Source organism: Stutzerimonas kunmingensis (genome assembly GCF_032106285.1).
In the GTDB taxonomy this organism is placed as follows: domain Bacteria; phylum Pseudomonadota; class Gammaproteobacteria; order Pseudomonadales; family Pseudomonadaceae; genus Stutzerimonas; species Stutzerimonas kunmingensis_B.
In genome coordinates this window covers 116,720-143,346 of the sequence record NZ_DAMCPO010000007.1, presented here as the reverse complement: position 1 = coordinate 143,346, position 26,627 = coordinate 116,720, and the positions used below count along the sequence as shown (strand labels likewise).

The 26,627-nt window shown below is 61.8% G+C and carries 23 protein-coding genes; 10 read left to right on the top strand and 13 right to left on the bottom strand.

What is annotated here, in order from left to right; translation table 11 throughout:
• Positions 1 to 34: 34 nt before the first annotated feature.
• The 6 genes from RT582_RS08100 to RT582_RS08075 all read right to left on the bottom strand — a co-directional run bounded on the left by RT582_RS08100 (position 35) and on the right by RT582_RS08075 (position 7,928).
• The gene (locus RT582_RS08100) at positions 35 to 1,267 is read right to left on the bottom strand and encodes an oligosaccharide flippase family protein (protein ID WP_014820792.1); all 1,233 of its coding nucleotides are present in this window, start codon (positions 1,265 to 1,267) and stop codon (positions 35 to 37) included.
• 2 nt (positions 1,268 to 1,269) lie between these two features.
• Complete coding sequence (locus RT582_RS08095; protein ID WP_063540493.1) at positions 1,270 to 2,457, bottom strand: polysaccharide pyruvyl transferase family protein; 1,188 nt, start codon at positions 2,455 to 2,457, stop codon at positions 1,270 to 1,272.
• An 18-nt stretch (positions 2,458 to 2,475) separates the two neighbouring features.
• On the bottom strand, positions 2,476 to 3,552 hold the full coding sequence (locus RT582_RS08090) for a glycoside hydrolase family 5 protein (protein ID WP_313477095.1): 1,077 nt from the start codon (positions 3,550 to 3,552) through the stop codon (positions 2,476 to 2,478).
• Positions 3,553 to 3,681: 129 nt separating this feature from the next.
• Positions 3,682 to 5,895 carry a polysaccharide biosynthesis tyrosine autokinase gene (locus RT582_RS08085; RefSeq protein ID WP_313477094.1) on the bottom strand — a complete coding sequence of 738 codons (2,214 nt, stop codon included), beginning with the start codon at positions 5,893 to 5,895 and terminating at the stop codon, positions 3,682 to 3,684.
• A gap of 13 nt (positions 5,896 to 5,908) precedes the next feature.
• Positions 5,909 to 6,346 carry a low molecular weight protein-tyrosine-phosphatase gene (locus RT582_RS08080; RefSeq protein ID WP_313477093.1) on the bottom strand — a complete coding sequence of 146 codons (438 nt, stop codon included), beginning with the start codon at positions 6,344 to 6,346 and terminating at the stop codon, positions 5,909 to 5,911.
• Positions 6,347 to 6,500: 154 nt separating this feature from the next.
• Positions 6,501 to 7,928, bottom strand: a complete 1,428-nt coding sequence (locus RT582_RS08075) for an undecaprenyl-phosphate glucose phosphotransferase (RefSeq protein WP_014820787.1) — start codon at positions 7,926 to 7,928, stop codon at positions 6,501 to 6,503.
• A 375-nt stretch (positions 7,929 to 8,303) separates the two neighbouring features.
• Here RT582_RS08075 and yegS point away from each other — a divergent pair, with 375 nt between their 5' ends.
• The 3 genes from yegS to RT582_RS08060 all read left to right on the top strand — a co-directional run bounded on the left by yegS (position 8,304) and on the right by RT582_RS08060 (position 11,147).
• On the top strand, positions 8,304 to 9,215 hold the full coding sequence (gene yegS / locus RT582_RS08070) for a lipid kinase YegS (RefSeq protein ID WP_313477092.1): 912 nt from the start codon (positions 8,304 to 8,306) through the stop codon (positions 9,213 to 9,215).
• A gap of 118 nt (positions 9,216 to 9,333) precedes the next feature.
• Positions 9,334 to 10,266: a chemotaxis protein CheV gene (locus tag RT582_RS08065; protein ID WP_014820785.1), complete on the top strand. Its 933-nt coding sequence runs from the start codon at positions 9,334 to 9,336 to the stop codon at positions 10,264 to 10,266.
• An 80-nt stretch (positions 10,267 to 10,346) separates the two neighbouring features.
• Complete coding sequence (locus RT582_RS08060) at positions 10,347 to 11,147, top strand: MOSC domain-containing protein (RefSeq protein ID WP_230697764.1); 801 nt, start codon at positions 10,347 to 10,349, stop codon at positions 11,145 to 11,147.
• Positions 11,148 to 11,204: 57 nt separating this feature from the next.
• Here the strand turns inward: RT582_RS08060 and RT582_RS08055 are convergent, their stop codons facing one another.
• Positions 11,205 to 13,127, bottom strand: a complete 1,923-nt coding sequence (locus RT582_RS08055) for a transglycosylase SLT domain-containing protein (protein WP_313477091.1) — start codon at positions 13,125 to 13,127, stop codon at positions 11,205 to 11,207.
• A 291-nt stretch (positions 13,128 to 13,418) separates the two neighbouring features.
• Between RT582_RS08055 and RT582_RS08050 the strand changes: the two genes are divergently transcribed.
• The gene (locus RT582_RS08050; protein WP_313477090.1) at positions 13,419 to 15,329 is read left to right on the top strand and encodes an ATP-binding cassette domain-containing protein; all 1,911 of its coding nucleotides are present in this window, start codon (positions 13,419 to 13,421) and stop codon (positions 15,327 to 15,329) included.
• Positions 15,330 to 15,497: 168 nt separating this feature from the next.
• Positions 15,498 to 16,190, top strand: a complete 693-nt coding sequence (locus tag RT582_RS08045) for a DUF6901 family protein (protein WP_014820781.1) — start codon at positions 15,498 to 15,500, stop codon at positions 16,188 to 16,190.
• Positions 16,191 to 16,236: 46 nt separating this feature from the next.
• Here RT582_RS08045 and RT582_RS08040 read toward each other — a convergent pair whose 3' ends face one another.
• Positions 16,237 to 16,677, bottom strand: a complete 441-nt coding sequence (locus RT582_RS08040; protein ID WP_014820780.1) for a universal stress protein — start codon at positions 16,675 to 16,677, stop codon at positions 16,237 to 16,239.
• 269 nt (positions 16,678 to 16,946) lie between these two features.
• Between RT582_RS08040 and RT582_RS08035 the strand changes: the two genes are divergently transcribed.
• Genes RT582_RS08035 through RT582_RS08025 form a run of 3 tightly spaced genes read left to right on the top strand, consistent with a single transcriptional unit; the run spans position 16,947 to position 18,744 of the window.
• Positions 16,947 to 17,417 carry an MFS transporter gene (locus RT582_RS08035; RefSeq protein WP_313477089.1) on the top strand — a complete coding sequence of 157 codons (471 nt, stop codon included), beginning with the start codon at positions 16,947 to 16,949 and terminating at the stop codon, positions 17,415 to 17,417.
• A gap of 35 nt (positions 17,418 to 17,452) precedes the next feature.
• The gene (locus RT582_RS08030) at positions 17,453 to 18,235 is read left to right on the top strand and encodes a class II glutamine amidotransferase (RefSeq protein ID WP_023445104.1); all 783 of its coding nucleotides are present in this window, start codon (positions 17,453 to 17,455) and stop codon (positions 18,233 to 18,235) included.
• Entirely contained in the window at positions 18,229 to 18,744 is a 516-nt protein-coding gene (locus RT582_RS08025; RefSeq protein WP_041014581.1) for a DUF2937 family protein, read from the top strand. Before RT582_RS08030 ends, RT582_RS08025 begins: the two co-directional genes overlap by 7 nt.
• Before the next feature lie 72 nt (positions 18,745 to 18,816).
• Here RT582_RS08025 and RT582_RS08020 read toward each other — a convergent pair whose 3' ends face one another.
• From RT582_RS08020 to RT582_RS08005, 4 genes are all read right to left on the bottom strand, one after another.
• Positions 18,817 to 19,995, bottom strand: a complete 1,179-nt coding sequence (locus RT582_RS08020; RefSeq protein ID WP_313477088.1) for a vWA domain-containing protein — start codon at positions 19,993 to 19,995, stop codon at positions 18,817 to 18,819.
• Between the two features lie 49 nt (positions 19,996 to 20,044).
• Complete coding sequence (locus RT582_RS08015) at positions 20,045 to 20,449, bottom strand: GFA family protein (protein ID WP_014820775.1); 405 nt, start codon at positions 20,447 to 20,449, stop codon at positions 20,045 to 20,047.
• A 51-nt stretch (positions 20,450 to 20,500) separates the two neighbouring features.
• Complete coding sequence (locus tag RT582_RS08010) at positions 20,501 to 21,349, bottom strand: AAA family ATPase (protein WP_313477087.1); 849 nt, start codon at positions 21,347 to 21,349, stop codon at positions 20,501 to 20,503.
• 143 nt (positions 21,350 to 21,492) lie between these two features.
• The gene (locus RT582_RS08005; protein ID WP_313477086.1) at positions 21,493 to 22,563 is read right to left on the bottom strand and encodes a DUF748 domain-containing protein; all 1,071 of its coding nucleotides are present in this window, start codon (positions 22,561 to 22,563) and stop codon (positions 21,493 to 21,495) included.
• Positions 22,564 to 22,686: 123 nt separating this feature from the next.
• Here RT582_RS08005 and cysK point away from each other — a divergent pair, with 123 nt between their 5' ends.
• Positions 22,687 to 23,661: a cysteine synthase A gene (gene cysK / locus RT582_RS08000; RefSeq protein ID WP_313477085.1), complete on the top strand. Its 975-nt coding sequence runs from the start codon at positions 22,687 to 22,689 to the stop codon at positions 23,659 to 23,661.
• Between the two features lie 24 nt (positions 23,662 to 23,685).
• Here cysK and RT582_RS07995 read toward each other — a convergent pair whose 3' ends face one another.
• Positions 23,686 to 24,600, bottom strand: coding sequence for a DMT family transporter (locus RT582_RS07995; protein ID WP_313477084.1), 915 nt, complete (start codon positions 24,598 to 24,600; stop codon positions 23,686 to 23,688).
• A 126-nt stretch (positions 24,601 to 24,726) separates the two neighbouring features.
• Here RT582_RS07995 and aceK point away from each other — a divergent pair, with 126 nt between their 5' ends.
• Entirely contained in the window at positions 24,727 to 26,448 is a 1,722-nt protein-coding gene (gene aceK / locus RT582_RS07990; RefSeq protein ID WP_313477122.1) for a bifunctional isocitrate dehydrogenase kinase/phosphatase, read from the top strand.
• The last annotated feature ends 179 nt before the right edge of the window (positions 26,449 to 26,627 follow it).

Sequence of the window (26,627 nt, the reverse complement as noted above, 5' to 3'; positions counted from 1 at the left end):
GCGATGCGCGACCGGCAGTATTTAACGAGTGCGGTCATGCTGGCTGGCGCCGTTTGCGATAGATGTTGAGCACCGCATAACCGTAGATAAGCGTCAGGACGACCATGCCCAGAGTGGACACCCAGGGAGCCGCCTGTATCCCGTGCGAGGGGATGAAAATCCAGTAACAGAGCACCGTGATCACGCCCGAGGCGATGATTCCGAAGGTGCGCAGAAAACCCGTGCCCATCGCCATCAGCTGTACACCCAGGCCGGCGGCGATGAAGCGCGCTGCGGTGAAGCAGGCGAAGGCCAGCCACAGGGTGTTCAGCTCGGCGTACTCGGCGCCGAGGAAATAGTCGGTGAACAGCGGACCGATGAAGAAGAACGCCAGGGCAAACACCAGTCCCATGCCCGCGTATTCGCCGAGGATGCGCAGGCCATAGCGGGCCAGCCCGGCGGCCTTGTTGTGCAGCTGGTAGGCGAAACGCGGGATGTGCACGCTGGCCAGCAGCACGCTGAACGGCACCGCGCCCTGGATCAGGCGCGAGCCGGCGAAGTAGATGCCTGCGGCTTCGCGCCCGGCGAGGTGGTTGACGAGGATGACGTCCAGCTGGGCGAAGATGTTGGTCGCACCGCTGTCCACCGCGAAGCTGGTGGAAGACCTGAAGCGCTCGGCCAGCACTTTCCAAGAGTTGCGCAGGATGCCGCCCAATTCGAGGATCTTCGACAGCGCGCGCAGGGCGAAAGTCGCGTAGATCAGACGTGACACCAGAAAGGCGACGCCGATGGCAAGCACATCGTTGCGCAGCAGGATCGCCGCGCCGATCAGGACGAAATGCACCAGTGCCGTCGCAGCCACGATCTTCGTCTCGCGATGGAACTGGCCAATGCTGCGAAACACCGTCAGGCCAAGGTCGCCATAGGAGGAGGCAATCGTGCCGAGCAGGAACAGCACCGCAGCGAAGCGCTCGGTGGTGTGCAGATCGAGCACGAACAGAATGATCGGCAGCAGCACGACGCAGGCCGGCAGTACCAGTACGGACTTCGCCGCCAGGCTGGCGGACATGATCTCGCCCGCGCGATGGCGCTCGGCGCCGATGTCGCGCAAGGCGCGCATGCCGAAGCCGTAGTCGGTCACCAGGGCGACGATGGTCGACCAGGTGATCACGATCGAAATGAAGCCGAAATCGCTCGGCCCCAGCGTTCGCGCGAGGATCAGCAGGGTGCCGAGCTGCACGGCGGTGCGAGCCGCCGTGGTAACCCCCATCAGGGCGTGATCGCGCATGATTATCTCTGATACGCGGCCTGGGGCTGGTGCAGGCTGGCGAGGATCTGTTCCAGCGCCACGCTGTAGGCGTCCAGCTTGCGGCGGATGATCGCACCGCTGGCGGCGACTTCAGTCTTGAGCTGTTCACGGTTGTCCAGGTGCGACAGAACCAGTTCCAGTGCGCTCTCGGTGTCCTCGGTCTTGAGGTCCACCACACGGTGGTAGTCGAGCGACTGATAGAGGCCGGCGAACTTGCGGCTGTAGGCCAGCGGCACGACCGGTACGCCGGCGGAGAACGCGCCGATGGTCGCGTGCATGCGTGCGCCGACGAAGAAGTCCATGCCGCTGATGTAGGACTTGGCCTCGATCGGCCCCTTGAAGCGTGGCGCCAGCTTGAGCTCGGGATACTGCTGCTGCAGTTGCTGGGACACGGTGTAGTCGTCCTCGGCCGGGAAGCCGATCGGGATCACGTGGGGTACCAGATGTACTTCATGGCCGCGTTCGAGCAGCGTGCGGATCAGCCGATCGGTCAGCGCCTTGTAGTCGGCACGCAGGCCGAACTGATTGGCCGTGCCTTCGTATCCGCCGTGATGCAGCAGCGCCGACACGCTTAGGCCGACGGCCAGCTTGCTCGGATCGCGCTGTTCGCTCTGGCGTTCGAAGGGGAGGGCGAAGGCGACGTCGATGACTTCGTCGCGATTGGGGATGTTCAGCTGCTTGAGGACGTCGAACGACTGGTGGTCGCGGGCGAAGACCATGGTGCTCTTCTTCATCGCCCAGGCAGAAGCCTTGGTGCCCCAGTCCGACTTGAACGGGCCGATGGTCTGCGGCGAGAGGATCAGCGGCACGCGACCGCCCAGCGCCATGCCCTTGCTGACCAGCAGCTTGATCAGGCGCTTGGCCCCGTAGATGTCGGAGAAGCTGTCGCCTTCGCCGATATCGAAGACCGCATCACAGGAGCTGATCGCCTGGTACAGGCCGTGGGGATTCTTCAGCAGCGCCTTCTCATTGAACTCGATGAATTCGTACTTGAAACGCTCGGTGGACGGCGGGTAGTCGCAGGGGCCGGACGAACCGATGATCAGGAACTCCGGGGTGATCCCGCATTTGCGCGCGGCCTCGTCGATCAGCAGCATATTGGAAATGCTCAGGGCGCCAACCCCGAGGTTGCCGGATGAGAACGAGTGCCATAGCAGTCCGAATTTCATGTTCGAGTCACTCCAGAATCAGTCAGCGGTGTGCGCGGGGGTAGGGCCAATGGCGGTGCAGTCGTTCGCCAGGTGTTTGCGCATGAGCTCCATCTGAGGACGGTCCTCGCCCTTGCGCGGCTCGATTGCAAGCTTGTAGGTGCCCCAGCCGGGGCCGCCGGCCCAGTAGGCGCTGGGTACGCAGTTGTCATTGAGGTAGGCGAGCAGGTTGTCCATGGCGACCGCCGCTTCGGGCAGGTCGTCGGGAATGCCGTATTCGCCGAGGAAGCCTTGCTGGCCGTGTTTCTTCAGCCACTCGATAAAGGGGCGAGCGCGCTCGACGCCGATCATCGGGTCGATGTCGCGGCTGGTCTGCGCCATGTACTTGCCGGAAAAGTCCTGATCGAAGTACAGGTGCGCTTCGTAGACGATGCGCTCGGCCGGGTCGTTGACCAGGAAGTTGGCGTTCACCAGCGGCCAGTGATAGGCACTCGACCAGCGCTCGCCCTCGACGAAGATCAGCGTCTGATCATCGACTTCGCGAATCGCATCGACCGCCGCCTGCGCCGCGCCTGGCCAGAGGCCGACGGTGCCGTGCGGCTCGTTCATGATGTCGTAGCCGAGCAGGCCGCGATGGCCTTTGAAGCGTTCGGCCAGCTGTCGCCAGACCGAGGCATAGGCTTCGTAGGGCACCTTGCTCGAGCCGATCAGCTCGCCGTGGTAACGACCGTAGTTGTGCATATCGAGAATGACCTTCTGGCCATTCATCGCGGCCAGATCCAGGGTCTTCTTCAACAACCGGATCTGGTCGAAGTTCAATCCATCGTCCAGGGAATGTTGAACCCGCTCCCAGATGAAGGGGAAACGGATCAGTTTGATCCCCTGATCGGCGTAGTACTTGAAGTGCTTCTTTTCCGGATAGAAGTAATGGGTACCGTTCTTTCCGGGGGTGATATGGGGCGCGAAGCCGGCACCGGACAGATTGACCCCCAATAACGCGAGGCCGTCATCGCCCTTCGGCCAATCGGCGGCGCAGACCATGGCCGACAGCGCGGCCGTCAATCCCAGGGCCAGTCGCGTAGAGCGTCTGGCGGGCCGGTTGGGGTGTCTGGTCATTAGCTAACACCTATCTTCAGGCAAAAAAACGTCTACTGACGCGCTTGGTCAGTTGCAAAGGCAGAGGAAGAATGCGAACCGGTGGGTTCGGCATGGCGACGGGATAACCGTCGCCATGCGGCTCACCTGTTATTTGGTGCTGGCGTATTCGTACTGGTAGTAGCCGTACTCGCCATAGGTGGAGGCCTTGCGTACCACGGCGTTGAATATCACGCCCTTGACCAGCAGGCCGTTCTGCTCGAGACGACGCTTGGCTGCCTCGATTTCCTTCACACCGTTCAGTGCATAGCGGGTGACCATCAGTGTGGTACCGGCCTGGCTGCCGACCAGCGCGGCGTCGGTGACCGCCAGGATCGGCGGGGTATCGAAGATCACCAGGTCGTACATGTGGCTGATCTCCTTGACGAAGCGCGAGAAGTTCTCGTGCATCAGCAGTTCCGACGGGTTCGGCGGCAGCTGGCCATGGGTGATCACATGCAGGTTGTTGAGCTGGGTCTTCTGGATGGCATCGAACAGGGTGATGCGGCCGGAGAGGATGTCCGACAGACCCTTGTCGCCATCGCAACGCATGACCTTGTGCAGGTAGCCCTTGCGCATGTCGGCGTCGATCAGCAGCACGCGCTTGCCGGACTGCGCGACCACGGCAGCCAGGTTGGTGGTGACGAACGACTTGCCCACCGCCGGGCTCGGGCCGGTGATCATCAGCACGTTGTTCTTGGCCTCGATCATGGCGAAGTGCAGGCTGGTACGCAGGCTGCGCATCGCTTCGGTGGCCAGGTCGGCGGGCTCGTTGATGGTCAGCAGGTAGGAGGCGGTGCTCTTGTCCCGCTTGAAGTTGGCCAGGCGTTTTTCCAGCGCGGCCTGCTTGTCGGTGAACGGAATCGAGGCATACACCGGGGTGCCGGTACGCTCGATGTCTTCCGGATTCTCCACGCCGCGCTTCAGGGCTTCACGTACGTAGACGAAGGCCGTGGCGAGCAGGGCGCCGAGCAGGGTGAAGACGATCACCACCAGTGGCTTGTTCGGCTTGACCGGGTTCTCCAGGTCAGCTGCGGCATGGTCGATGATGCGCACGTTGCCCACGGTGCCGGCGCGAATGATGTCCAGCTCCTGAGTCTTGTTCAGCAGCATGGAATAGGTTTCCGAGGAGACCTCGACATCACGGTTCAGGCGCAGCAGCTCCTGCTGGGTGGAGGGCAGGGTGCCGATCTGCTTCTCCAGCTCTTCCTTCTGCATCTGCAGCTGGTTGATCTGGTTCATCAGTGCCTGGAAGTTCGGGTGCTGGCGGGTGAAGCGGCGCTCCATCTCGGTGCGCTTGAGGTTCTGCTCGGAGATCTGCTTCTCCAGGTCGACGATGCGGTCGAGCACCGACTGGGTCTCGGCGGTGATGTCCACCGAGCCGGACCCGGTCTGGTACTTGTTAAGAGCGGTCTGTGCGGCTTCCAGCTTCTTGCGTACCGCTGGCACTTGCTCGTTGAGGAATTCCAGGCTCTGAGTGGCTTCGGCGGCGTTGCGTGCAACGTTCTGCTCGACATAGAGGTTGGCCACTTCCTCCAGCACACGAATGGCATGGGCCGGGTCCTGATCCTCGAGCGTCACGTTGACGATGCCCGACTGCTTGCCGCGTTCGGCGGCCGACAGACGCTGCTGGTAGCTCTCAGTGGTGTTGTAGGTACGGTTCTTGACGACGGTGAAGGTGGTGCCCGGCCGTGCATTCAGCTCGGCCACGGTGACGCGGTAGTCCTCTGTTTCGACCGGCTCGCCAACGACACCCTGAACCACGACCTCGCCATCCTCGTCACGCAGGATGAAGCTGTTGTTCTCTGCCGCTTCGAGTGTCAGCTCCTTGCCATGGACCTTGTCCGGCACTTCCAGCTGAGTGACCTTCAGCGTCTCGCCACCCCAGGCGTAAGCGCCCAGACCGGCAGGGTGCCAACCCAATTCACCTTCTTCGCTCGGCTCGAAGCGACGCGCCATGAAGCCGCCGATGATCGGGAAGTGGTGGGGGGTGATCTGGATGTCGAGATTCAGGCTGGCAACGGCACCACCAACCACCGAGCGCGACTTGAGCAGCGCGATCTCGGTTTGCGCCGGAGACACCGGCGGATTGGTGTTGACCACGTCAGTCAGGCTTGGCAGCCCGTTCTTCGGTTCGATCTGGATCATCGCGCTGGCGAGATAGACCGGCGTCGCAAGCAGGGCGTAGGCGATCCCCAGGGCCGCGAAGAACCCGGTGATGCCCAGGATCAACAAGCGGTTGTTGATGAAGGTGTCAAAGAGGTGGGCCAAGTCGATGTCCTTGTCCTCTTTGGTTTCATAGATCGGGCGGGGCATGGTTGTCATCGAAGTTCCTTCTTCATTTCAGGTAAGGAAGCCAGCTCTCGACGGATTTCGTCAGGAGATTGTGGACATGTACAAACGCGGGTTTGGATTGGCGGTACGGGTCCGGGATTTCCAGCTCGTCCTGCCATTTACCGATGAGAAACGTTTTGCCGTGCACTTCAGGTGCGATCTGGCGAATGTGCTGAATGTGGCTATGCTCCATCGCTAGGATCAGATCCGCCTGGTGCAGCATGTGGCTGTCGACCTGGCGCGCGCAGTGAGCTGGTAGCTCCAGCCCGTTGTCCTGCAGTACTTCATGGGCGGTCTTGTCCATCGGGTTACCTACTAATGCACCAATCCCTGCCGAGCTGATCGTCAGGTCCTGGCCGCTGAGTCTGTGTGCGAACAGCGCTTCGGCCGTGGGGCTTCGGCAGATGTTTCCGACACAGACGATCAAGATGTTCTTGAACATGGGATCAACCTCGTGGCTGCAACTTCGCAGCCGCCGGGGTGCGGCCCGGGGTGAACGAATGTGAGATTTTTGGGAGTGTCATTAGTTCCTTCCTGCCGCATCTTGTGATGCGGCTTTTCTGATCTTTTTCGGCGGTGTTCAGCGCGTTTGCCGATCAGTACACATCCTTGTTGAGCAGCAGCGCTGGCGGGGTACGCACCAGAATGTAGAGGTCGAACCACACGGACCAACGCTCGATGTAATCCAGGTCGAACTCGACGCGTTTCTCGATCTTCTCCAGCGTGTCGGTTTCACCGCGGTAGCCATTGATCTGTGCCCAGCCAGTGATGCCTGGCTTGACCCGATGGCGCGCGGAGTACTCGGCCACGGCATCCTCGAACAGCACGCCGGCAGCCTTGGTAGCCGTGGCATGAGGGCGTGGACCGACCATTGACATGCTGCCGAGGAAGACGTTCAGCAGCTGAGGCAGCTCGTCGAGGCTGGTCTTGCGGATGAAGCGACCCACACGGGTGATGCGATCATCGCCACGGGTGGTTTGCCGATCGGCGTTGGCGTCCGACTTCTCGTGGTACATCGAGCGGAACTTGAAAACTTCGATCAGGCGGTTGTTGTAGCCGTAGCGCTTCTGCTTGAAGAGCACGGGGCCTGGTGAGTCGAGCTTGATCGCCAGGGCGATCGCCAGCATGACCGGCGCGGCGGCGAGCAGGGCGATGCTGGAAATGACGATATCTTCCAGACGCTTGAACATCGGCGACCATCCGCGCAGCGGCAGATCCGACGCGATCAGGGTCGGCAGGCCGCCGACCTCGGTGATGCGCTTGTCAGCATGGCGGAAGGCGACCATGTCGGGTACCAGCAGAACATTGACCGGCAGCTTGCGCAGCTCGGCGATCAACTGGCCGATCCGGCTGTCGGCGAACCAGGGCAGGGCGACCAGCACCTGGGTGACCTTCTCTTCACGGATCATTTGTTCGAGATCACGGGTGTTGCCCAGCAGCGGCAGGTTGGCCAGCTCCTTGGGCAGACGCTCGAGGCGATCGTCGATAAAGCCGAGCACGCCGGTGCGAATATCGCGGTGGTTCTGCAGGTACTCGGCAACGCGTACGCCATTGTCGGTGCCGCCGAGGATCACTGCGTTCTGCAGGAACATGCCGCGTGCCATCAGACGACGGAACAGCGCAAGCATCGCCAGGCGTTCGGCGCCAAACAGGATGGTGCTGGTGAGGAACCAGAACGCCAGGTGTTTGGCCTCGAGATAACCGAACATCCCCATGCCTTGATGCATAAAGACCAGGAAACTGAACGCTGCCGCCCAGGCGACGAACATCACGCGGAAGCGCAGCAGGGTGCTGAACACCTCTTCGCTGTAGATGCCAACGGTCTGGAAAATGATGACGCTCAGTACCGCGAAGAAGCCGAGGAAGGCGCTAAACGGGCCGCTGGTGGGCAGCTCCATGAAGGCCAGAAGCAGGAGCCCCGGCAGGATGGCCGTCAGGGCATGTATCAGGCGAATGCTGGCAAGGAAGTAATCGACGAAACTCGGGTGAGCATATTCAAGGGTTCCAACTGACTGTACGCGCATACAAGGCTCCATCCTCAGCTCAAAGCTGGCTCAAATCTCGAATTAATCGCCGCGGCACGCGGGAGGGTGATAGCAGGCCGCCATCGCAACCGTGATCGGGACTCCTGCTCCGACCGTGCCTCTCAGAATGAGTTCAGTACTAGTCAAAGGCCTGCCAAAAAAATGCTGAAAACCACGATCTGCCTGCAAACCACTGTTTTGAAAGAGGTTTAGACGGAACTTGCGGATGTCTTGGAAGACCTGGGTGCGCGCATTCGGTGACCGACGGCGCCATTGATCGAACTTTTGGATTAATACCGCTGCGCTTGTTTCGCACAACTTCCAGCGCTGGGTCCTGTCTTATGAAACGGTGCGAATAGCGAGGAATGAACAGCCATGAGCGATGCCAAGGCGCTGCTGATACTGCATGGAAAACAGGCGCTCAATGAGGAGGTACGCGAGGCTGTCAAACAGCAGCGTGAATTGGGTTGGGAGTTGGCGGTTCGTGTGACCTGGGAACCCGGCGACGCCCAACGGCTGGTGCAGGAGGCCTTGAGTGCGGGCTACCGAATGCTGGTTGCCGGTGGTGGCGATGGCACCCTGCGTGAAGTTTCCGAAACCATGCTGGAGATCGGGGCAGACGCGACCCTGGCACTGATGCCGCTGGGCAGCGCAAATGATTTTGCCAAGGCTGCCGGTATATCGCTCGATCCATTCGAATCGCTGGCGCTGCTGGACGAGCCTGCGCAGGCCGTCGACATCGGCATGATGAACGGTCGGCCATTCGTCAACATGGCTACCGGTGGCTTCGGTTCGCGGGTAACTGCCAGCACCTCGGAAGAACTCAAGCGTTTCCTGGGTGGTGGTGCTTACCTGCTGACCGGGCTGACGCGCTTTGCCGAGATCGATGCGGCCCGTGGCCGCTTCAGCGGTCCGGATTTCGAATGGGAGGGCGAGTTTCTGGCGCTAGGGATCGGCAATGGCCGCCAGGCGGGCGGTGGTCAGCTGCTATGCCCGCAGGCGAGCGTCGATGACGGCTTGCTCGATGTCTGCATCGTGCCTGCGCCGGCCGATGCCGTCGGTACGCTGGGAACATTGCTCAGCGGCGGATTGCTCGGAGTCGAGGCTGTGTCGGTCAGCGCGCGGGTGCCCTGGCTCGAGGTGGAGGCGCCGACGAAGATCGACATCAATCTGGACGGCGAGCCGTTCCGCAGCGCCCATCTGCGCTTCGAAGTGCGCGCCGGCGCATTGCGCATGCACCTGCCGCCCGACTCTCCCTTGCTGTTGCGCAATGCCGACAAGCAATAACCCCTGTTTGCCATTCCGACGGTTGCGACGCGCGGCATAAAAAACACGCTGCGTCGCATAAAGCGTTGGAGCATCCGGCCGATATGCCTTTTACCATGTTTTCCCAAGGAGCCTGGAAATGGCCGGCATTCTCGATTCAGTCGATCAACGTACCCGTCTTGTGGGGCAGAATCGCCTGGAGATTCTCATGTTCCGGCTCGGCGGGCGGCAGAAGTTTGCCATCAACGTCTTCAAGGTGCAGGAAGTCGTCCAGTTGCCGAAGATGACCCTGATGCCGCACCGCCACAGCTCGGTTTGCGGCGTGGTCAACCTGCGAGGGCAGACGCTGCCGGTGGTCGACCTGTCTCGCGCCATCGGGCTGCGACCGTTGGTGCCGGATGAGCGCAGCACCATCATCGTCACCGAGTACAACCGCACCGTACAGGCGTTTCTGGTCGGCGGCGTGGATCGCATCGTCAACCTGAACTGGGAAGAAGTGATGCCACCGCCAACCACGGCCGGTCGTCAGCATTACCTCACATCCATCACTAAGGTCGATAACGAGCTCGTGGAAGTGATCGATGTGGAGAAGGTGCTCGCCGAGATCGTGCCGTACGACACCAGCATTTCTGCCGAACGCCTGGCTGATCCGATGCTCGAGCGCGCCAGAGGCCGCGAAGTGCTTTGCGTGGACGATTCCACCGTCGCCCTCTCGCAGCTGCGCGAAACCCTCAGCCAGCTCGGGCTGAAGGTTCACACCGCCAGCGACGGACTGAAGGGCCTGAACATGCTCAAGGCCTGGGCCGATGCCGGCGAGGTGCTGACCGACAAGTTGCTGATGGTCTTCACCGACGCCGAAATGCCGGAGATGGATGGCTATCGCCTGACCACGGAAATTCGTCACGACCCGCGCCTGCGTGATCTGTACGTGGTGCTGCACACTTCGCTGTCGGGCAGTTTCAACCTGGCGATGGTGCAGAAAGTCGGTTGCGACAACTTCCTTTCCAAGTTCCAGCCGGAAAAGCTCGTGGACGTGATCCAGGACCGTCTGAAAATGGAAGAGCAGGACTGATCAGTCCCTCGCTCTGTCGGCTGCTGAACATCGCAGTCGAGCCCTGATATGCTGCTGCGCTTCCCCTAAGGAGGCGCCGCATGCATCTCTCCTCGCTCTATCGCTTCCCCCTCAAATCGGCCGCTGGCGAAGCGCTGCAGCAATGCGCGAGTGACGCGCTGGGTCTGGTCGGTGATCGGCGCTGGATGGTGGTTGCGGCCGGCACAGGTCGCTTTCTTACCCAGCGTGCTGTACCCACAATGGCGCTTTTACAGGCGCACTGGGATGGCGAAACCGCGCTGCGGCTGACTGCGCCGGGCATGCAGGAGCTGCTGGTTGCCGTGCCGGATGCCAAGGTAATGCGCTGCGTGCAGATATGGAGTTCCAATGCCGTGGTGCCTGATGCTGGCGATGCCGCAGCGGCCTGGCTGACGGATTTTCTCGGTCAGCCCTGCCGACTGGTGTATCTGCCCGAAGACGACGGCATTCAAGTCGATCTTGACTACGCAAGGCTGGGCGAGCGCACGGCATTCAGCGATGGATTTCCCTTTCTGCTGATCGGCCAGGGCTCTCTGGACGACCTGATCCGTCGGGTGGGGCGCCCGCTGGAAATGTTGCGGTTTCGCCCGAACCTGGTCATCAGCGGTACGGAGCCTTATGCCGAGGACGGCTGGACGCGTATTCGCATCGGTCAGCTGGCGTTTCGCATCGTCAAGCCCTGTTCCCGCTGCGTCATTCCCACCCTCGACCCGTTCACCGCCGAGCGCGATCCCGATCGTGAACCGCTGAATACGCTGCTCACATATCGCAAAGGGAAGGGCGGTGTCTTCTTCGGTCAAAACCTGATCGCCGAAGGCACCGGTGAGCTGGAGGTGGGGATGCCGGTGGAAGTGCTGGAGTAATTTCAGCCAGGCCTGCCCAAGTGAGCAGGCCTGTTCGGTTGCCTGAAAGCCGCCGCATCACTGAGATTCGAAGAAGCGCTCGTGCCATTCCACCAGCGGTTGCGGCGAGTTCAGTTTCTGCCCGTAGATGACCGAGTAGGTCAGCACGTTCTGCACGTACTGGCGGGTTTCGTCGAACGGGATATTTTCCACCCACACATCGAACGACAGGTGCTCGGCGTTGCGCAGCCACTGGCGGACGCGGCCGGGGCCCGCGTTGTACGCGGCCGATGCGAGCACGCGGTTGCCGTTGAACTGCCCGTAGATCTGGCTGAGATAAGCCGTGCCAAGCTGAATGTTGGTCGTGGGGTTGAGCACCTGCTGCGGCGAGGTCAGCGGGATGCTGAAGCGCTTGGCGGTTTCCTTGGCGGTGGCGGGCATCAGTTGCATCAGGCCCGTGGCGCCGACGTGTGAGCGTGCGTCGGCCATGAACGCGCTTTCTTGGCGGGTGATGGCGAATGCCCAGCTCGGGTGAATTTCTCGGGCCCTTGCTGACTGAATAAGCGTGCTGCGGTGGGCCATGGGAAAGCGGATGTCCAGGTCGTCCCAATACTGCGCCTGGCTGATGGTGCGGATCGCCGGGAAATACCATTCCTTTTCATAGGCAAGCCGCGCCTGCGCCACCAGTTCGTCCCTGCTAAAGAGACGGCTGACGTGGTACCACTCGCGGCGGCCATCGACGATCTGACCGCGGTCGTGGAATTCCAGCGCACGGCGGATGCCAGCGGTGTTGCGCACCTTTTGCACGACCTTGCTATCGAGCGCCAGTGGCTGGTGGTTGAGCTTGTACGGTGCCTGAATGCGGTCGGCAGAAAGAAAGCCGTAGAAGTCCCGCTCCCTGGCAACCGGCTGGTAAAGCTGTGCCGCTTGCTGGCTTTCGGGCTTGGCGAGTTGCAGGCTGCGTGCCTGCCAGTAGCGCCAGCGATTGGTATTGGCCAGGTCTTCGGGGAAACGTTGGGTAAGCCGGTACGCGTCATCCCACTGGCCCAGGCGCAGCAGCAGCCGGGCGCGCCATTCGCTGACGGTGTTGTCACGCAGTTCGGGGTCGTATTCGGCCATCACTTTCAGGGCGCGTGCGTCGAAACGCTTGGCCAGCGTCAGCCCGATCTGCCGGGCGATGGCGACTTTCTCTTCGGCCGAGAAGGCGAAGCGCCGAGCGTAGCCGTCGAGCAGATTCAGCGCCTGCTCCGGGTCCTGACGGGCGAGGCGGCGCAATCCGAGCGACACGACGTCTGCCATTTCCGGGCTGGTTGGCACGAAGCGATCCGACTGGCGAAGCATTTGCGGCTTCTGCGCGACATCGATCATCAACTGCCCCTGAGGTTGCAGGGTCGGCAGGCGTTTGACCAGATAGCTGGCCACGCCGTAGTTACCGCTCTCGACTGCCAGCTTGGTGCGCTTCCAGCGGCGTTCTTCGGTCAGCAACCCTTTGATATCCCACAGTTCGAACAAGGGATCACAAGCGTTGTGCTGCGACTTGCCGACCAGCCAAAGGCGCTCGGCCGTGGCATCGGCACCTGGCAGGTCGTTGCGTAGCTGATACTGGCCGAACAGGCAGTCGAGCTCGGTGAAATTCATCTTCGGGTCGTAGTAGCGGATGAAGGTCTCCCAGTCCCCGCGCGCGGCCAGAAGGCGCAGCCAACGCAGCTTCATCCAGCTGATCTGTGGCAGGTCACCGTGCTCGGCAAGAAACTTCTCCACCTCCTGGTTGCTGGCCGATTTCAGGCGATGGGTCAGGTCGTCGTACGCGAGATAAGGTTCGAGCGGGTAGTCGCGCAGGGCGTTGTAATAATGCCGGTAGGGGCCGCTGTCGCCCTTGGCCAGGGCCTGCTTGGCCTGGTCGTAATACTGGCGCTGCTGACTGAGACTGGCGGCGGACGCATCCTGGCCGAGGGTTGAAACGAACAGGCAGAAACACAAACTGGAGAGTCGGCCGCGCATGGTACATCCGTAAAACGGGGGCTTGAGATGACAGGTGATCGGCTGCGCCTGGGCACAGCCGCAATCGGCCTGTCGCAGGGGCTAGCTTAGCCTGCCGCACGGGGCAGTTAAACGCGCATTAAGCTCCCGTAACAAACAAAGGCAGACTTCCGACGAGCGTACCTGCCAAGGCTCGCGTGGCCATCGACAGCAAACCGATGCGATAGCGCCGTGTGGCTGATAAAGCCTTGCTCACAGCGGGTGGGCCATGGCGATCTGTTAGACTGCGCGCCCTGTTTTCCGGAGGTAGTCATGACCCTGCTCAAGTTCACCGATGTATCTCTCGCCTACGGCACCACGCCGTTGCTGGACGGCGTGTCCTGGCAAATCGCGCGAGGCGAGCGGGTCTGCATCATTGGCCGTAATGGCACCGGAAAATCCAGCATGCTGCGCCTGGTCAAAGGTGATCGTGCCGCCGATGACGGGGAGATCTGGCGTGCCCCGGGGCTGAAGATCGGCGAACTGCCGCAGGAGCTCCCGCGAGCGGACGACCGCACGGTATTCGATGTGGTCGCTGAAGGCCTGGCCGGGGTCGGCGAGCTGCTCGCCGAGTACCATCACCTCAGCCAGAACATCCAGAACGACGCCGATCTCGAGAAGCTCATGCATGTGCAGCAAGCGCTCGAGGCGAAGGATGGCTGGCGCTTGCAGCAACTGGTCGACAGCACCCTGAGCCGCCTGCAGCTGCCGGCTGACCGCACCCTGGCCGAACTCTCAGGTGGCTGGCGCCGCCGCGTGCTGCTGGCCCAGGCACTGGTGTCCGAGCCGGATCTGCTGTTGCTCGACGAGCCCACCAACCACCTGGATATCGGTGCCATCGCCTGGCTGGAAGAGGCGCTTACCGGTTTCAACGGTGCCGTGCTGTTCATCACCCACGACCGGGCATTCCTGCAGAATCTGGCGACCCGCATCCTCGAACTGGACCGCGGCCACCTGATCGACTGGAATGGCGACTACGCAAGCTTCCTGGTGCACAAGGAGCAGCAGTTGGCGGCTGAGGAAACGGCCAATGCGCTGTTCGACAAGAAGCTGGCACAGGAAGAGGTGTGGATTCGCCAGGGCATCAAGGCGCGGCGTACCCGCAATGAAGGCCGCGTGCGGGCATTGAAGGCGCTGCGCGCCGAGCGCAGCGAGCGCCGTAACGTGCAGGGCAAAGCAACCTTCCAGGTGGAAACCGCTGAGAAGTCCGGCAAGCAGGTCATCGTTGCCGAGGATGCGACGTTCGCCCATGTCGGCGGCGATCCGCTGATCAAGAACTTCTCCATGGTCATCCAGCGCGGAGATCGCATCGGCTTGCTCGGTGCCAACGGTACCGGCAAGACCACGTTGCTCAAGCTGCTGCTGGGCGAGCTTCATCCGAGCAGCGGTTCCATAGAGTTCGGCACCAAGCTCGAAGTGGCGTATTTCGACCAATTGCGTCACCAGCTGGAGCTGGAAAAGACCGTGGTCGACAACCTCGCCGAAGGACGTGAGTTCATCACCATCGATGGCCAGAATCGTCATGTCCTGAGCTATCTCGGCGACTTCCTGTTCAGCCCGCAGCGCGCACGGACGCCGGTCAAGGCGCTGTCTGGAGGCGAGCGGGCACGGCTCTTGCTGGCCAAGCTGTTCAGTAAGCCGGCCAACCTGCTGGTGCTCGACGAACCGACCAACGACCTCGACGTGGAAACTCTCGAGTTGCTCGAAGAGGTGTTGCTTGGTTTCCAGGGCACCGTATTGATGGTGAGCCACGACCGGGCCTTTCTCGACAACGTGGTCACCAGCACCTTGGTGTTCCAGGGCGGCGGTGAGGTACGCGAATACGTTGGCGGCTACCAGGACTGGTTGCGCCAGGGTGGTTCGCCGCGTTTGTTGGGTGTTGCAGAGTCCAGCGGCGAGACGAAGGACGCCAAGAAAGTGCAGCAGGCTCCGGTCGCGCCGGCAGCTGCCGAGGTCGCGCCGGCGAAGAAGAAGCTCAGCTACAAGTTGCAGCGCGAGCTCGAGGCCTTGCCGGGCAAGATCGATGAGGCGGAGCAGGCTATCGAGGCGCTCCAGACGCAGATATCCGATCCGGCCTTCTATCAGCAGCCGGCAGACGTGACCGCTGCGGTGCTGAGTCGCCTTGAAGCGCTGCAGCTGGAGCTGGACGGCTTGCTGGAGCGCTGGGCAGAGCTGGAGGAGTAATCCCGCCACACTGGCGAGCAGAGGTGGCGGGTTGCTGGGGCCCGCGCCACACCAATCGCTGCCCGACGATGCGGCTCCCCATCACGGCTTATGAGATGGATCAATGCCCGGCGTGCTGGCGCGTAGTTAAGTATCCGCATCGGATCATGCAGTCATGATGGAGCGTTAATGGCAATCGAATACCGCATTACCCTGGATGATGAACACGACTTCAGCTACAGGATCGAGCTGGATCGTGAGTACGACAGGGAGGTCGCCGCGCAGGCGCCGAAATGGACCCGTCTGGAGCATCAGCGCTGCTCGAATTGCCCACTGAGCAAGGACGATTTCAGCCATTGCCCGGCGGCGGTCGACCTGCACCGGGTGATCGAGGATTTCCAGGGCCTGCCGGCAGTGAAGAAGGCCTTGGTATGGGTGCGCACCCCCGAGCGTGAGTACACCAAGCAGGTTGGTCTGGACGAGGGGCTGCGGGCACTGCTCGGGGTGATCATGGCTACCAGTGCCTGCCCGGTGCTCGGCGGACTCAAGCCCATGGCCAAGCAGCATTTGCCATTTGCCAGCAACAACGAGTTCGTTTTGCGGGCGGTATCGCTCTATCTGGCGCGGCAGTATTTCAACCTGCGCGAGGGTCGCCATGCGGACTGGGAACTGCGCGGGCTGGTGCGTTCATTTCAGCAGCTGCAACTGGTCAATCAGGCGTTCTGGCAGCGTATTCACGATACCTGTCACGCCGACTCCAATCTCAAGGCCTTCCTGACCTTCTTTTCCATGGCGTCGAGCCTGACCTATTCGCTTGAGACGCAACTGCAGAAGATCCGCCCGTTGGTGATGAGTGCGGGCGAGGGCGTCGAAGCGGTCTGACCTCGCCAGCTTGCGCAGAGTGGCCTCACCCTGCGCGGCGACCTGGCTAATCGGCCTTTTTCAAACGCACGGCCAGTACATCGCACGGCGCGCCGTGGAGGATGTCGTTGGCGGTCGACCCCAGCAGCAGGGCGAGTCCGTGGCGACCATGGCTGCCGACCACGATCAGATCACAGCCCTGTTCCTTCGCCAGGCGGTGTACTTCCTGGCGGGGCTGTCCGTAGGCGAGGTGGCGATTCTCCGGTGCCAGGCCCGGGTAGCTGTCGGCGAAGCCGTTCATGCGCTCGCGTGCCTGGTCGAACTGCTGTTGTTGCAGCATCGAAAGGTCCATCGGCACGTCGCCGCCGAAGGCCATGGCCATCGGCTCGATGATGTGCACCAGGCTCAGCTTGGCATTCGAGGTGCTGGCCAGCGCCTGGGCGCGAGCCACGACCGGATGGCACTCTTCGGTCAGGTCGATGGCGACCAGTATGTGTTGGTAGGGCATGGCGTGTTTCTCCTTGCTTGCCGGTTGCCTGAGGCAGCCGTCCCGGCGATGTTTGGGGATAACCCCTCGTTTAAGAGGTTTATACGACCTTGCCTCGGCCTTCGCCAGTGGCTTGTTGTCACCACCGATGACGGCTGAGGGACACAGGCTGCTATCATGGCCGCCCTTGTCGCTGCGACGCATAGCATGCCCGTGGCGACGCTGAATGCGCCCTGTTGCCCCGCCAGCCGCCGCTGGCAGTTGTGAACGGCTGTCACCGAGAAAACACCATGCTGATGTTAGACTCCGATTACTCGCTCGCCTGGGCTCTCTACGGGATAGCCGCGCTGGGATGCCTGCTGTTTTGGTTCCGGGTGACGCGCGGAATGTGGCGCTGGTTGCGCGAGCCGCTACGACTGATCGCGGCTGTGTTGCTGTTCACGCCGACCATCGTCGACCCGGCGAAGGAACTCTTCGCGCCGGCGGTGGCCATTACCGCCATGGACATGATCTTCCAGGTGGGCAACAACGCCTGGCGCGCCGTGGCGGATCTGGCCATGTACGGGCTGATCGCATTCGGCCTGTATCTGCTGCTCGTCGCCATACGCTGGCCGATCGAGCGAAAGTATCGACGCCGCCGCGACACTGCGGACGAAGCCGAGGACAGCCGGACGCTGCGCGAACGCATGGAAGATGACAGCGATGACGAGCTGGACTACACCCCGTCACGCGGGCGGATGCGCACCGAACCCAGGCTCTAGTCGAGCGATTCACAGACACCGAGCGGAGATGACGCATGTGCGAGCTGCTGGGCATGAGCGCCAATGTTCCAACCGATATCGTTTTCAGCTTCACCGGTCTGATGCAGCGGGGCGGCAAGACCGGCCCACACAAGGATGGCTGGGGTATCGCCTTCTATGAGGGGCGCGGCTTGCGGTTGTTTCAGGACCCCGTCGCCAGCTGCGAATCCGAGGTGGCGAAGATGGTGCAGCGCTACCTGATCAAGAGCGAAGTGGTGATCGGCCACATCCGCCACGCTAATGTCGGCAAGGTTTCCCTGGTCAATACCCACCCCTTTGTCCGCGAACTCTGGGGACAGCACTGGTGCTTCGCGCACAATGGCCAGCTTTCGGACTTTGAGCCCGGCAAGGGCATCTATCGCCCGGTCGGCGACACCGATAGCGAGCGCGCCTTCTGCGACCTGCTGAACCGCATCCGACTGGATTTCCCTGACCGTTGCGACCCGCAGAGCCTGCTGCCCGTGTTGCTCGGCGCCTGCAACGAGTATCGCCGCAAGGGCGTGTTCAATTGCCTGCTGAGCAACGGTGAATGGTTGTTCAGCTTCTGCAGCACCAAGCTTGCGGAAATCACCCGGCGCGCCCCGTTCGGCCCTGCTCAACTCAGAGACGCCGAGCTGACGGTGAACTTCCATGCCGAAACCACCCCCGACGATGTCGTCACCGTGCTGGCGACCGAACCGCTAACCAATAACGAGCAATGGACCCTGCACGAGCCCGGTCAATGGAGCCTCTGGCAGCAGGGGGAATGCGTCGCGCAGGGCAAGGTGGCGGCATGCTGAGAAGTTATCTGCGCCTGACCCTGTTTGCGTTCGGCTTGCTGGTGGGCGTACAGGTGCCGGGTTTCATCGATGCCTATGCCAAGCACGTCGAGGCGAGGCGACTTGAGGCCGAGCAGGGTTTGCACGGCTTTCAGGACACAGCGAGGCGCTTCTTCAGCGGCGATCTGGATGCGCTAGTGCAGCATTATCGAGATAGCGACGACCCGGTTTTCCAGAACGACGCTCAAAGCGTCGAGCATCTGGTGGCGCGGGCCCGCCTGCTCGAGCGCGAGTGGCAGGCGATGCAGCGACCGTGGTACGCACGCGCCATTCACGTACTGCTCGGCGCCGAGCGCAGTCTGCGCGAGCAGGTATGGAGCAGCTATCGCTTCCAGGTCCTGCTGGCGCCCGAAGCCATTGCCTGGGGGCTGAGTTGCGCACTGTTGCTAGCCTGGCTGGTGGAGAGCCTGCTGCTGGCGGCAAGCTTTCCGTTTCGCTCGCGGCGCCGCTACCGAGCCTTTCGCTCGTGACTTGAGGGTTGCATTGCCGATTGCCTGGCCTAGTTGCGGCTCAGGTAGCGGCTGGCGAACGGACGGATCAACTCACTTCGCCAGAAACTTCATCCCGTCTTCGAGCCCGCTCAGCGTCAGCGGATACATGCGGTCCTCCACCAGCTCGCGGATGATGCCGGTGGACGTGGTGTAGCCCCAGGTGTCCTTTGGGTAGGGGTTGATCCAGATGAGCTTCTTGTACTTTTCCATGAAGCGCTGCATCCAGACGTAGCCGGCTTCCTCGTTCCAGTGCTCGACGCTACCGCCGGGCTGGGTGACCTCATAGGGTGCCATCGCCGCGTCACCGACGAACAACACCTTGTAGTCCGCGCCGCACTTGTGCAGCACGTCCAGGGTCGACGTACGTTCCGAAGTGCGGCGGAAATTGTTCTTCCAGACCGACTCGTAAATGAAGTTGTGGAAGTAAAAGTACTCGAGGTGCTTGAATTCGGTCTTGCAGGCCGAGAACAGCTCTTCGCAGACCTTCACGTGGGCGTCCATCGAGCCGCCGATGTCGAACAGGATCAGCAGCTTCACCGCATTGCGCCGCTCCGGGCGCATCTGGATGTTGAGCAGGCCGGCATCTCGCGCGGTATGGTCGATGGTGCCGTCGATATCCAGCTCGTCCGCCGCGCCCTGGCGGGCGAACTTGCGCAGGCGGCGCAGGGCGATCTTGATGTTGCGCGTACCGAGCTCGACCTGGTCGTCGAGGTTCTTGTACTCGCGCTGGTCCCAGACCTTCACCGCCTTGCCCTGGCGCTTGCCGGCGTCGCCGATGCGGATGCCTTCGGGGTTGTAGCCGCCCGACCCGAACGGGCTGGTGCCGCCGGTGCCGATCCACTTGTTGCCGCCGGCGTGGCGTTCCTTCTGTTCCTCGAGACGCTTCTTGAACTCTTCGATCAGCTTGTCCAGGCCGCCTAGGGACTGGATCTGCGCTCGTTCCTCGTCCGTCAGGCTGCGCTCGAACTCCTTGCGCAGCCAGTCTTCGGGGATCAGCGCCTCGAGATGCTGATCGAGATTTTCCAGACCTTTGAAATAGGCACCGAAGGCCCGGTCGAATTTGTCGAAGTGGCGCTCGTCCTTGACCATCACCGTGCGTGCCAGGAAATAGAACTCGTCCATGTCGGAGAACACGACGCGGTGCTTGAGCGCATCGATCAGGTCCAGCAGTTCGCGCACCGATACCGGCACCTTGGCAGCGCGCATCTCATTGAACAGGCCAAGCAGCATGGCAGAAAACCTCTGACGCACCGTGGATAGTGCGCAATGTTCGGGGCGCTCAGCGGGGGCTGTCGCCGTTGTGTTGGGGCAGTGCGTCGTGAATCTCGTACCACGCCGCCTTGGAGTCGACGAAGATGTGCGATTGCGGCGGTGCCGGCAGCGGTGAATCGAGGGTCCCGGCAGCGACGCCGACCTCATGCTCGCGGTTGTCGACGAACAGCAGATTGGAGCCGCAGCGGATGCAGAAGGTGCGCGTCACATGTTCGGAGGAGTGGTAAACGCCCAGCTGATCCTTGCCCGACATGAAGTGCAGGGCGTCCAGTGGCACGCTCGCGTAGCTGGCGAAGGCGGCGCCATGGGCCTTGCGGCACATCTTGCAGTGGCAGTGGGTCAACTCGTCGATGGGGGCGTCGATGCGATAGCGCACGACGCCGCACAGGCAACTACCGGTATGCGTTTGCATGGTTTGTTCCTCCAGTGAGTGCGCGACCGGCGCCACCGAAGCCGGCACAGATCAGCGGCTGTTGGCGCGCCGACTCATGAAGGCTAGACGCTCCAGCAGCATCACGTCCTGCTCGTTCTTCACCAGAGCACCAGCCAGCGGCGGGATGGCGCGGGTCGGGTCGCGCTCGCGCAGCACTGCCTCGCCGATGTTGTCGGCCATCAGCAGCTTCAGCCAGTCGACCAGCTCTGAGGTCGAGGGCTTCTTCTTCAGCCCTGGCACTTTGCGCACGTCGAAGAACACGTCCAGCGCCTCGCTGACCAGATCCTTCTTGATGTCGGGGTAGTGCACATCGACGATGCGCTGCAGCGTTTCCCGGTCCGGGAAGGCGATGTAGTGGAAGAAGCAACGGCGGAGGAAGGCGTCAGGCAGCTCCTTCTCGTTGTTCGAGGTGATGATGATGATCGGCCGTTGGGTCGCCTTGATGGTTTCGTTGGTCTCGTAGACGTAGAACTCCATCTTGTCGAGTTCCTGCAACAGGTCGTTGGGGAACTCGATGTCGGCCTTGTCGATTTCGTCGATCAGCAGGATGACCCGCTCCTCGCTCTCGAAGGCCTCCCACAGCTTGCCTTTCTTGATGTAGTTGCGGACGTCATGGACCTTGTCCACGCCCAGCTGGGAGTCGCGCAGGCGGCTTACCGCATCGTATTCGTAGAGGCCCTGATGTGCCTTGGTGGTGGACTTGATGTGCCAGGTGATGAGTTTGGCATCTAAGGATTCGGCCAGCTGCTCGGCCAGCATGGTCTTGCCGGTGCCGGGTTCGCCCTTGACCAGCAACGGGCGCTGCAGGGTGATGGCTGCGTTGACTGCGAGTTTCAGGTCGTCGGTGGCGACGTAGGACTGGGTGCCTTCGAATTTCATTGCGGATTCCTTCGGCGGGCCTGGCACGCAGGCGCTCGTTGTAGTCAGGAGGGGACTATAAGGGAAGCTCGCTTGAGTGTGAACGCGAGAGCATCATTCAGTCACTGAATGGCTGCACGTGCGCTTCTGGTGACGCTGCTTGGTCACTCATCCTCGCCCAGGGATCGTTCGAATCGAGCCGAGAAGGCTTCGACGAAGGCGTTGCGCAGTATCGCGACGAAGGCCTGGAATGGGCTCACGTCGGTTTCGCGGGTGGTGCCGGACAGCTCGACACGGGTCGCGAACTGATCCTTGCGCTGGTTTTCCAGCACCTCCTGTCCGCCGCCAACCACGGCCTCCCAGAGGCCGCGGAAGAAGCCCTTGTCCTCGTTTGCCACGTCCTGTTCGTAATCGAAGATATCCACGTTGCGCAGCAACGGCTTGATGTAGCCGTCGAGTTGACTGTCGGTGGCCTGCACTTCGAGGACGAGATCACCCGTCCCGCCGGCGAAATCGAAGTTGGCATAGGCGCGACTGAGGTCGTTCAGCTGCTTTAGCGGCACCTCGGTGACGCGCAGATTGACCTCGAAGTCTTCCCAGTCGGTAAACGGGTCGAAGCTGGCCGTCGCCTCGATCGGCGCCTGGTCGAACAGCTTGCCGGTGCCCTCGAACGCTGCCGTGCGGGTACCATCGGCATCATCGGTGTTGGTTAGGTTATACAGGCTCGCCTGGATGTCGCTCGCGTAGACGTGGACCTGGGGGTCAGAAGAGAAATTGCGAAAGGACAGCTGTCCATCGACGACGCGAATCTCGTTCAGCGTGATCGGTATCAGGGCATCGAGCTGGTCGCGCCAATCGACTCCTTCGCCGCTTTGGGAATCGCCGCTGTCGCCGCCATCGACGAAGTTCAGGTGCGGTTGTTCGAAGATCACCTCACCGACGATCTCGCGGTGCCGCAGGATTGCGTCCCAGCTGATGGCGATATCAATACCTGGCGCCTTCAGCAGTGGCGCCTGTACGCGCTTGTCCTTCTTCTCGATCAGCAGCCCTTCGACGCGATAAGCCCCACGCCACCAAGCCAGATCGACGTCTTCGACATGGCCCTGATAGTCGCCCATGTCGGCCATCTTTTCGTTCAGATAATTACGCACCAGATGGGGCAGGGCGAGGTGCAGCACGATCAGCAGCAGGCCGAGTGCGAGGAGGATCCACAGGGGAATCAGGCGACGGGTCATGGCATTCCGCGGATGTGGGCGTGTTGACGATGGACCCCAGGTTTCCGCCGTGAGTTCGGCTGGACTGACGCCTGGACTGCGCATAGGCTGATTGGTCTGGCACACCTCGGACAGGGCATTCCCATGAGTCGCATATTCGCAGACAACGCACGCTCCATCGGCAACACTCCGCTGGTCATGATCAACCGCCTTGGCCCCAAGGGCGTCAGCATCATGGCCAAGATCGAAGGCCGGAACCCAGCCTACTCCGTCAAGTGCCGAATCGGTGCCGGGATGATCTGGGATGCCGAAGACAGCGGCCGGATCAAGCCCGGCATGACGCTGGTCGAGCCGACCTCCGGCAATACCGGAATCGGTCTGGCCTTCGTCGCCGCGGCGCGCGGCTACAAACTGATGCTTACGATGCCAGCGTCGATGAGCCTGGAGCGGCGCAAGGTGCTCAAGGCACTCGGTGCCGAGCTGGTACTTACCGAGCCGGCGAAGGGCATGAAGGGGGCGATCGAGAAGGCCGCCGAAATCGCGGCTTCGGACCCCGAGCAGTACTACATGCCGCAGCAGTTCGAGAACCCGTCCAACCCGGCGATCCATGAAAAGACCACCGGCCCGGAAATCTGGAACGACACCGACGGCAGCATCGACGTGCTGGTCGCCGGCGTCGGGACGGGCGGCACCATTACCGGTGTTTCGCGCTACATCAAGAACACCAAGGGCAAGCAGATCCTCAGCGTCGCCGTGGAGCCGACCAGCTCGCCGGTGATCAGCCAGACCTTGGCGGGTGACGAGGTCAAACCCAGCCCGCACAAGATCCAGGGGATCGGCGCAGGCTTCGTGCCGAAGAACCTCGACCTGTCTATGGTCGATCAGGTCGAGCTGGTCGACGACGAGGAGGCCAAGCAGATGGCGCTGCGGCTGATGCGCGAAGAGGGCATTCTTTGCGGTATTTCCTGTGGTGCGGCGATGGCTGCGGCGGTCCGTCTGGCCGAGCGTCCGGAAATGCAGGGCAAGAACATCGTGGTGATCCTGCCGGATTCCGGCGAGCGCTACCTGTCCAGCATGCTGTTCACCGACATGTTCAGCGAGCAGGAACTGGTGCCGTGACGCAGGATGACGCAGCTGAGTAGTTCAGCTGCGTCGTAACTGCGCCGCAGGGCGAGCGGTTGGCGCCTGGCGCAGAATCAGCCACAGCGCCAGGGCGATCAGCGCACCGCCCTGGACGTAAGCCCAGGAAAGCGGCTCATCAAGAAAGATCACACCCCACAAGACCCCAAACGGTGGGATCAGGAAGGTCACCGTCAGCGTCTTGACCGGTCCGATATCCGCCAGCAGACGGAAGTAGAGGATGTAGGCGAACGCCGTACAGACCAGCCCCAGGCCCAGCAGACTCAGCCAGACCGTTGAATCGCCCCAGCTCACCGGCGGCGCATTCAGTAACGACAGTCCGAACAATGGCAACAGGCACAGTGCCGCGCCTAGCTGGCTGCCGAACGCGACCACTTCGCTGTCCAGGCCTTCGCCCTGGTTGATCCAGCGGCGGGTGAGAAAGCCGCCGAAGCCATAACAGGCGGTGGCGCCCAGGCATGCCAGTGCGCCGAGCAGCAGCTCCGTGTCGAATGGCACCGGCCCGATTCGCATCAGCAATGCGACGCCCCCGAGTCCGCTGAACACGCCGATAATCTTGGCGAGCGTCAACTCCTCGGCGAAGAACAGGGCGCCGATCAGTACGCCCATCATCGGCGTGGTGGCGTTGAAGATCGCCGAATAGCCAGCCGGCACCAGCTGCGCGGCCACCGAATACAGCGCGAACGGCAAGCCGGAATTGATCACGCCCAGCACAAGGCACAACCCCAGCTTGCCGCGAAAATCCCAGCGCGTGCGCAGCAACAGCAGGATGACCAGCAGCCCTGCGGTTGCCAGCAGTACTCGAAAGAACGCCGTGGGAAAGGTGCCGAGCACCGGTGCAATGATGCGTAGAAAAAGAAAACTTGCGCCCCAGATGGCGGCGAGAGCAAGCAGGCGGAACATGTCGAGCGGGCGCATGAGGCGGCTCCACCGGAAGGGAGCTGCAAGTGTTGTCGCCCTTTGCGCAACTGGCAATCCGAAACCGACTTTCAAACAGCGGGCTGCTAAGCTCGGCGAACCTTCATGTCCGGCAGTGGGTGCATCATGGTGCAGCACGAACTGGCCGCGGAAATCGCGCGGCAGATTCTCCTCGGCTTCGACGATTACCGAGAGCAATTTCGTCTGATTACCGAAGGCGCGCGGGCGCGCTTCGAGCAGGCGCAATGGCAGGAAGCGCAGCGCGCGTCCGCGGCGCGGATCAATCTCTACGAAGAGAAGGTTGGTGAAACCCGGCGCGGCCTGCTGGCCGGTTTCGATCACGCCGACCTGCTTCAGGTCGAGTCCTGGCCGCAGATCAAAAGTGCCTACATCGAGTTGATCAACCCACGCTTCGACGACGAGCTCTCGGAGACCTGGTACAACTCGATCTTCTGTGGGCTGTTCAGCCATGACTGCATCAGCGACGGCACCATGTTCATCCATACCACGCGGCCGGCGGTGCGCGCTCATGAACGGTTGGCGCAAACCCGTACCTACCAGCCCAACGGCGACTTGAGCGGGATGCTTGAACAGATCCTTGGCGATTACGCATTCGCGGTGCCGTACTGCGACTTGCCAGGAGACCTGCGGCGCCTGCAGGCACAGTTGCACGAGACCCTGCCCGACTGGGTCTGCAAGGACCCCGAGTTGACTGTGGAGCTGTTCGTCTCGGTGCTCTATCGCAACAAGGGGGCATACCTGCTCGGGCGCATATTCACCCGCGACGAACAGTGGCCGCTGGTCATTCCGCTGCTGCACCGCGAGGGTGAAGGCATCATTGCCGACGCGCTGATCACCGACGAGGCGGAGGTGTCTATCATCTTCTCCTTCACCCGCTCGTATTTCATGGTCGAGGTTCCGATTCCGGCGGAGTTCGTCGGCTTTCTCAAGCGCATCCTGCCCGGCAAGCACATCGCCGAGCTGTACACCTCGATTGGCTTCTACAAACACGGCAAGTCGGAGTTCTATCGTGCGCTGATCGATCACCTGGCCAATACCGACGATCGCTTCGTCATGGCGCCCGGCGTTCGTGGCATGGTGATGACGGTATTCACGCTGCCGGGCTTCAATACGGTGTTCAAGCTGATCAAGGACCGCTTTTCGCCGATCAAGAGCGTCAACCGAGCCACGGTGATCGAGAAGTATCGCCTGGTGAAGAGCGTCGATCGGGTAGGGCGTATGGCCGACACTCAGGAGTTCGCAGATTTCCGTTTTCCCAAGGCGAAATTCGAACCGCAATGTCTGGCCGAACTGCTGGAGGTGGCGCCATCAACGGTCGAGGTGCAGGGCGATACCGTACTGGTGCGCCACTGCTGGACCGAGCGCCGCATGACGCCGCTGAATCTCTACCTCGAGCATGCCAGTGACGAGCAGGTGCGCGAGGTGCTGGAAGACTACGGGCTGGCGATCAAACAGCTGGCAGCGGCCAATATCTTTCCCGGCGACATGCTGCTGAAGAACTTCGGCGTCACCCGCCATGGTCGGGTGGTGTTCTACGACTATGACGAGATCAGCTTTCTCACCGAAGTGAATTTCCGTCATATTCCGCCGCCGCGCTATCCCGAGGATGAAATGGCGTCCGAGCCCTGGTATTCGGTGGGGCCGAACGATGTGTTTCCAGAGGAATTCCCGCGATTTCTATTCGCCGACCATGGTCAGCGCCGGCTTTTCGCCAGCTTGCATGGCGAGCTCTACGATGCTGATTATTGGAAAGGGCTGCAGGACGCCATCAGCGGCGGCAAGGTGATCGATGTATTTCCTTATCGACGCAAGGCCGATCGCAACTGAAGACCGGCGGTGCATTCGTTTGAACGCCTCAGCCCCGCCTCGGTCGCAGTTGTAAAGCGCCGTAACAAAGCGGCGTTCCATTCGGGGCTTGCGTTTGCAAAGCGCACGAGCGTCGGAGCCTAAGTTGAATTATGCTGTCCACGAAGCCCGCATGGCTCCGATGTAGCCCGTTATTTCGC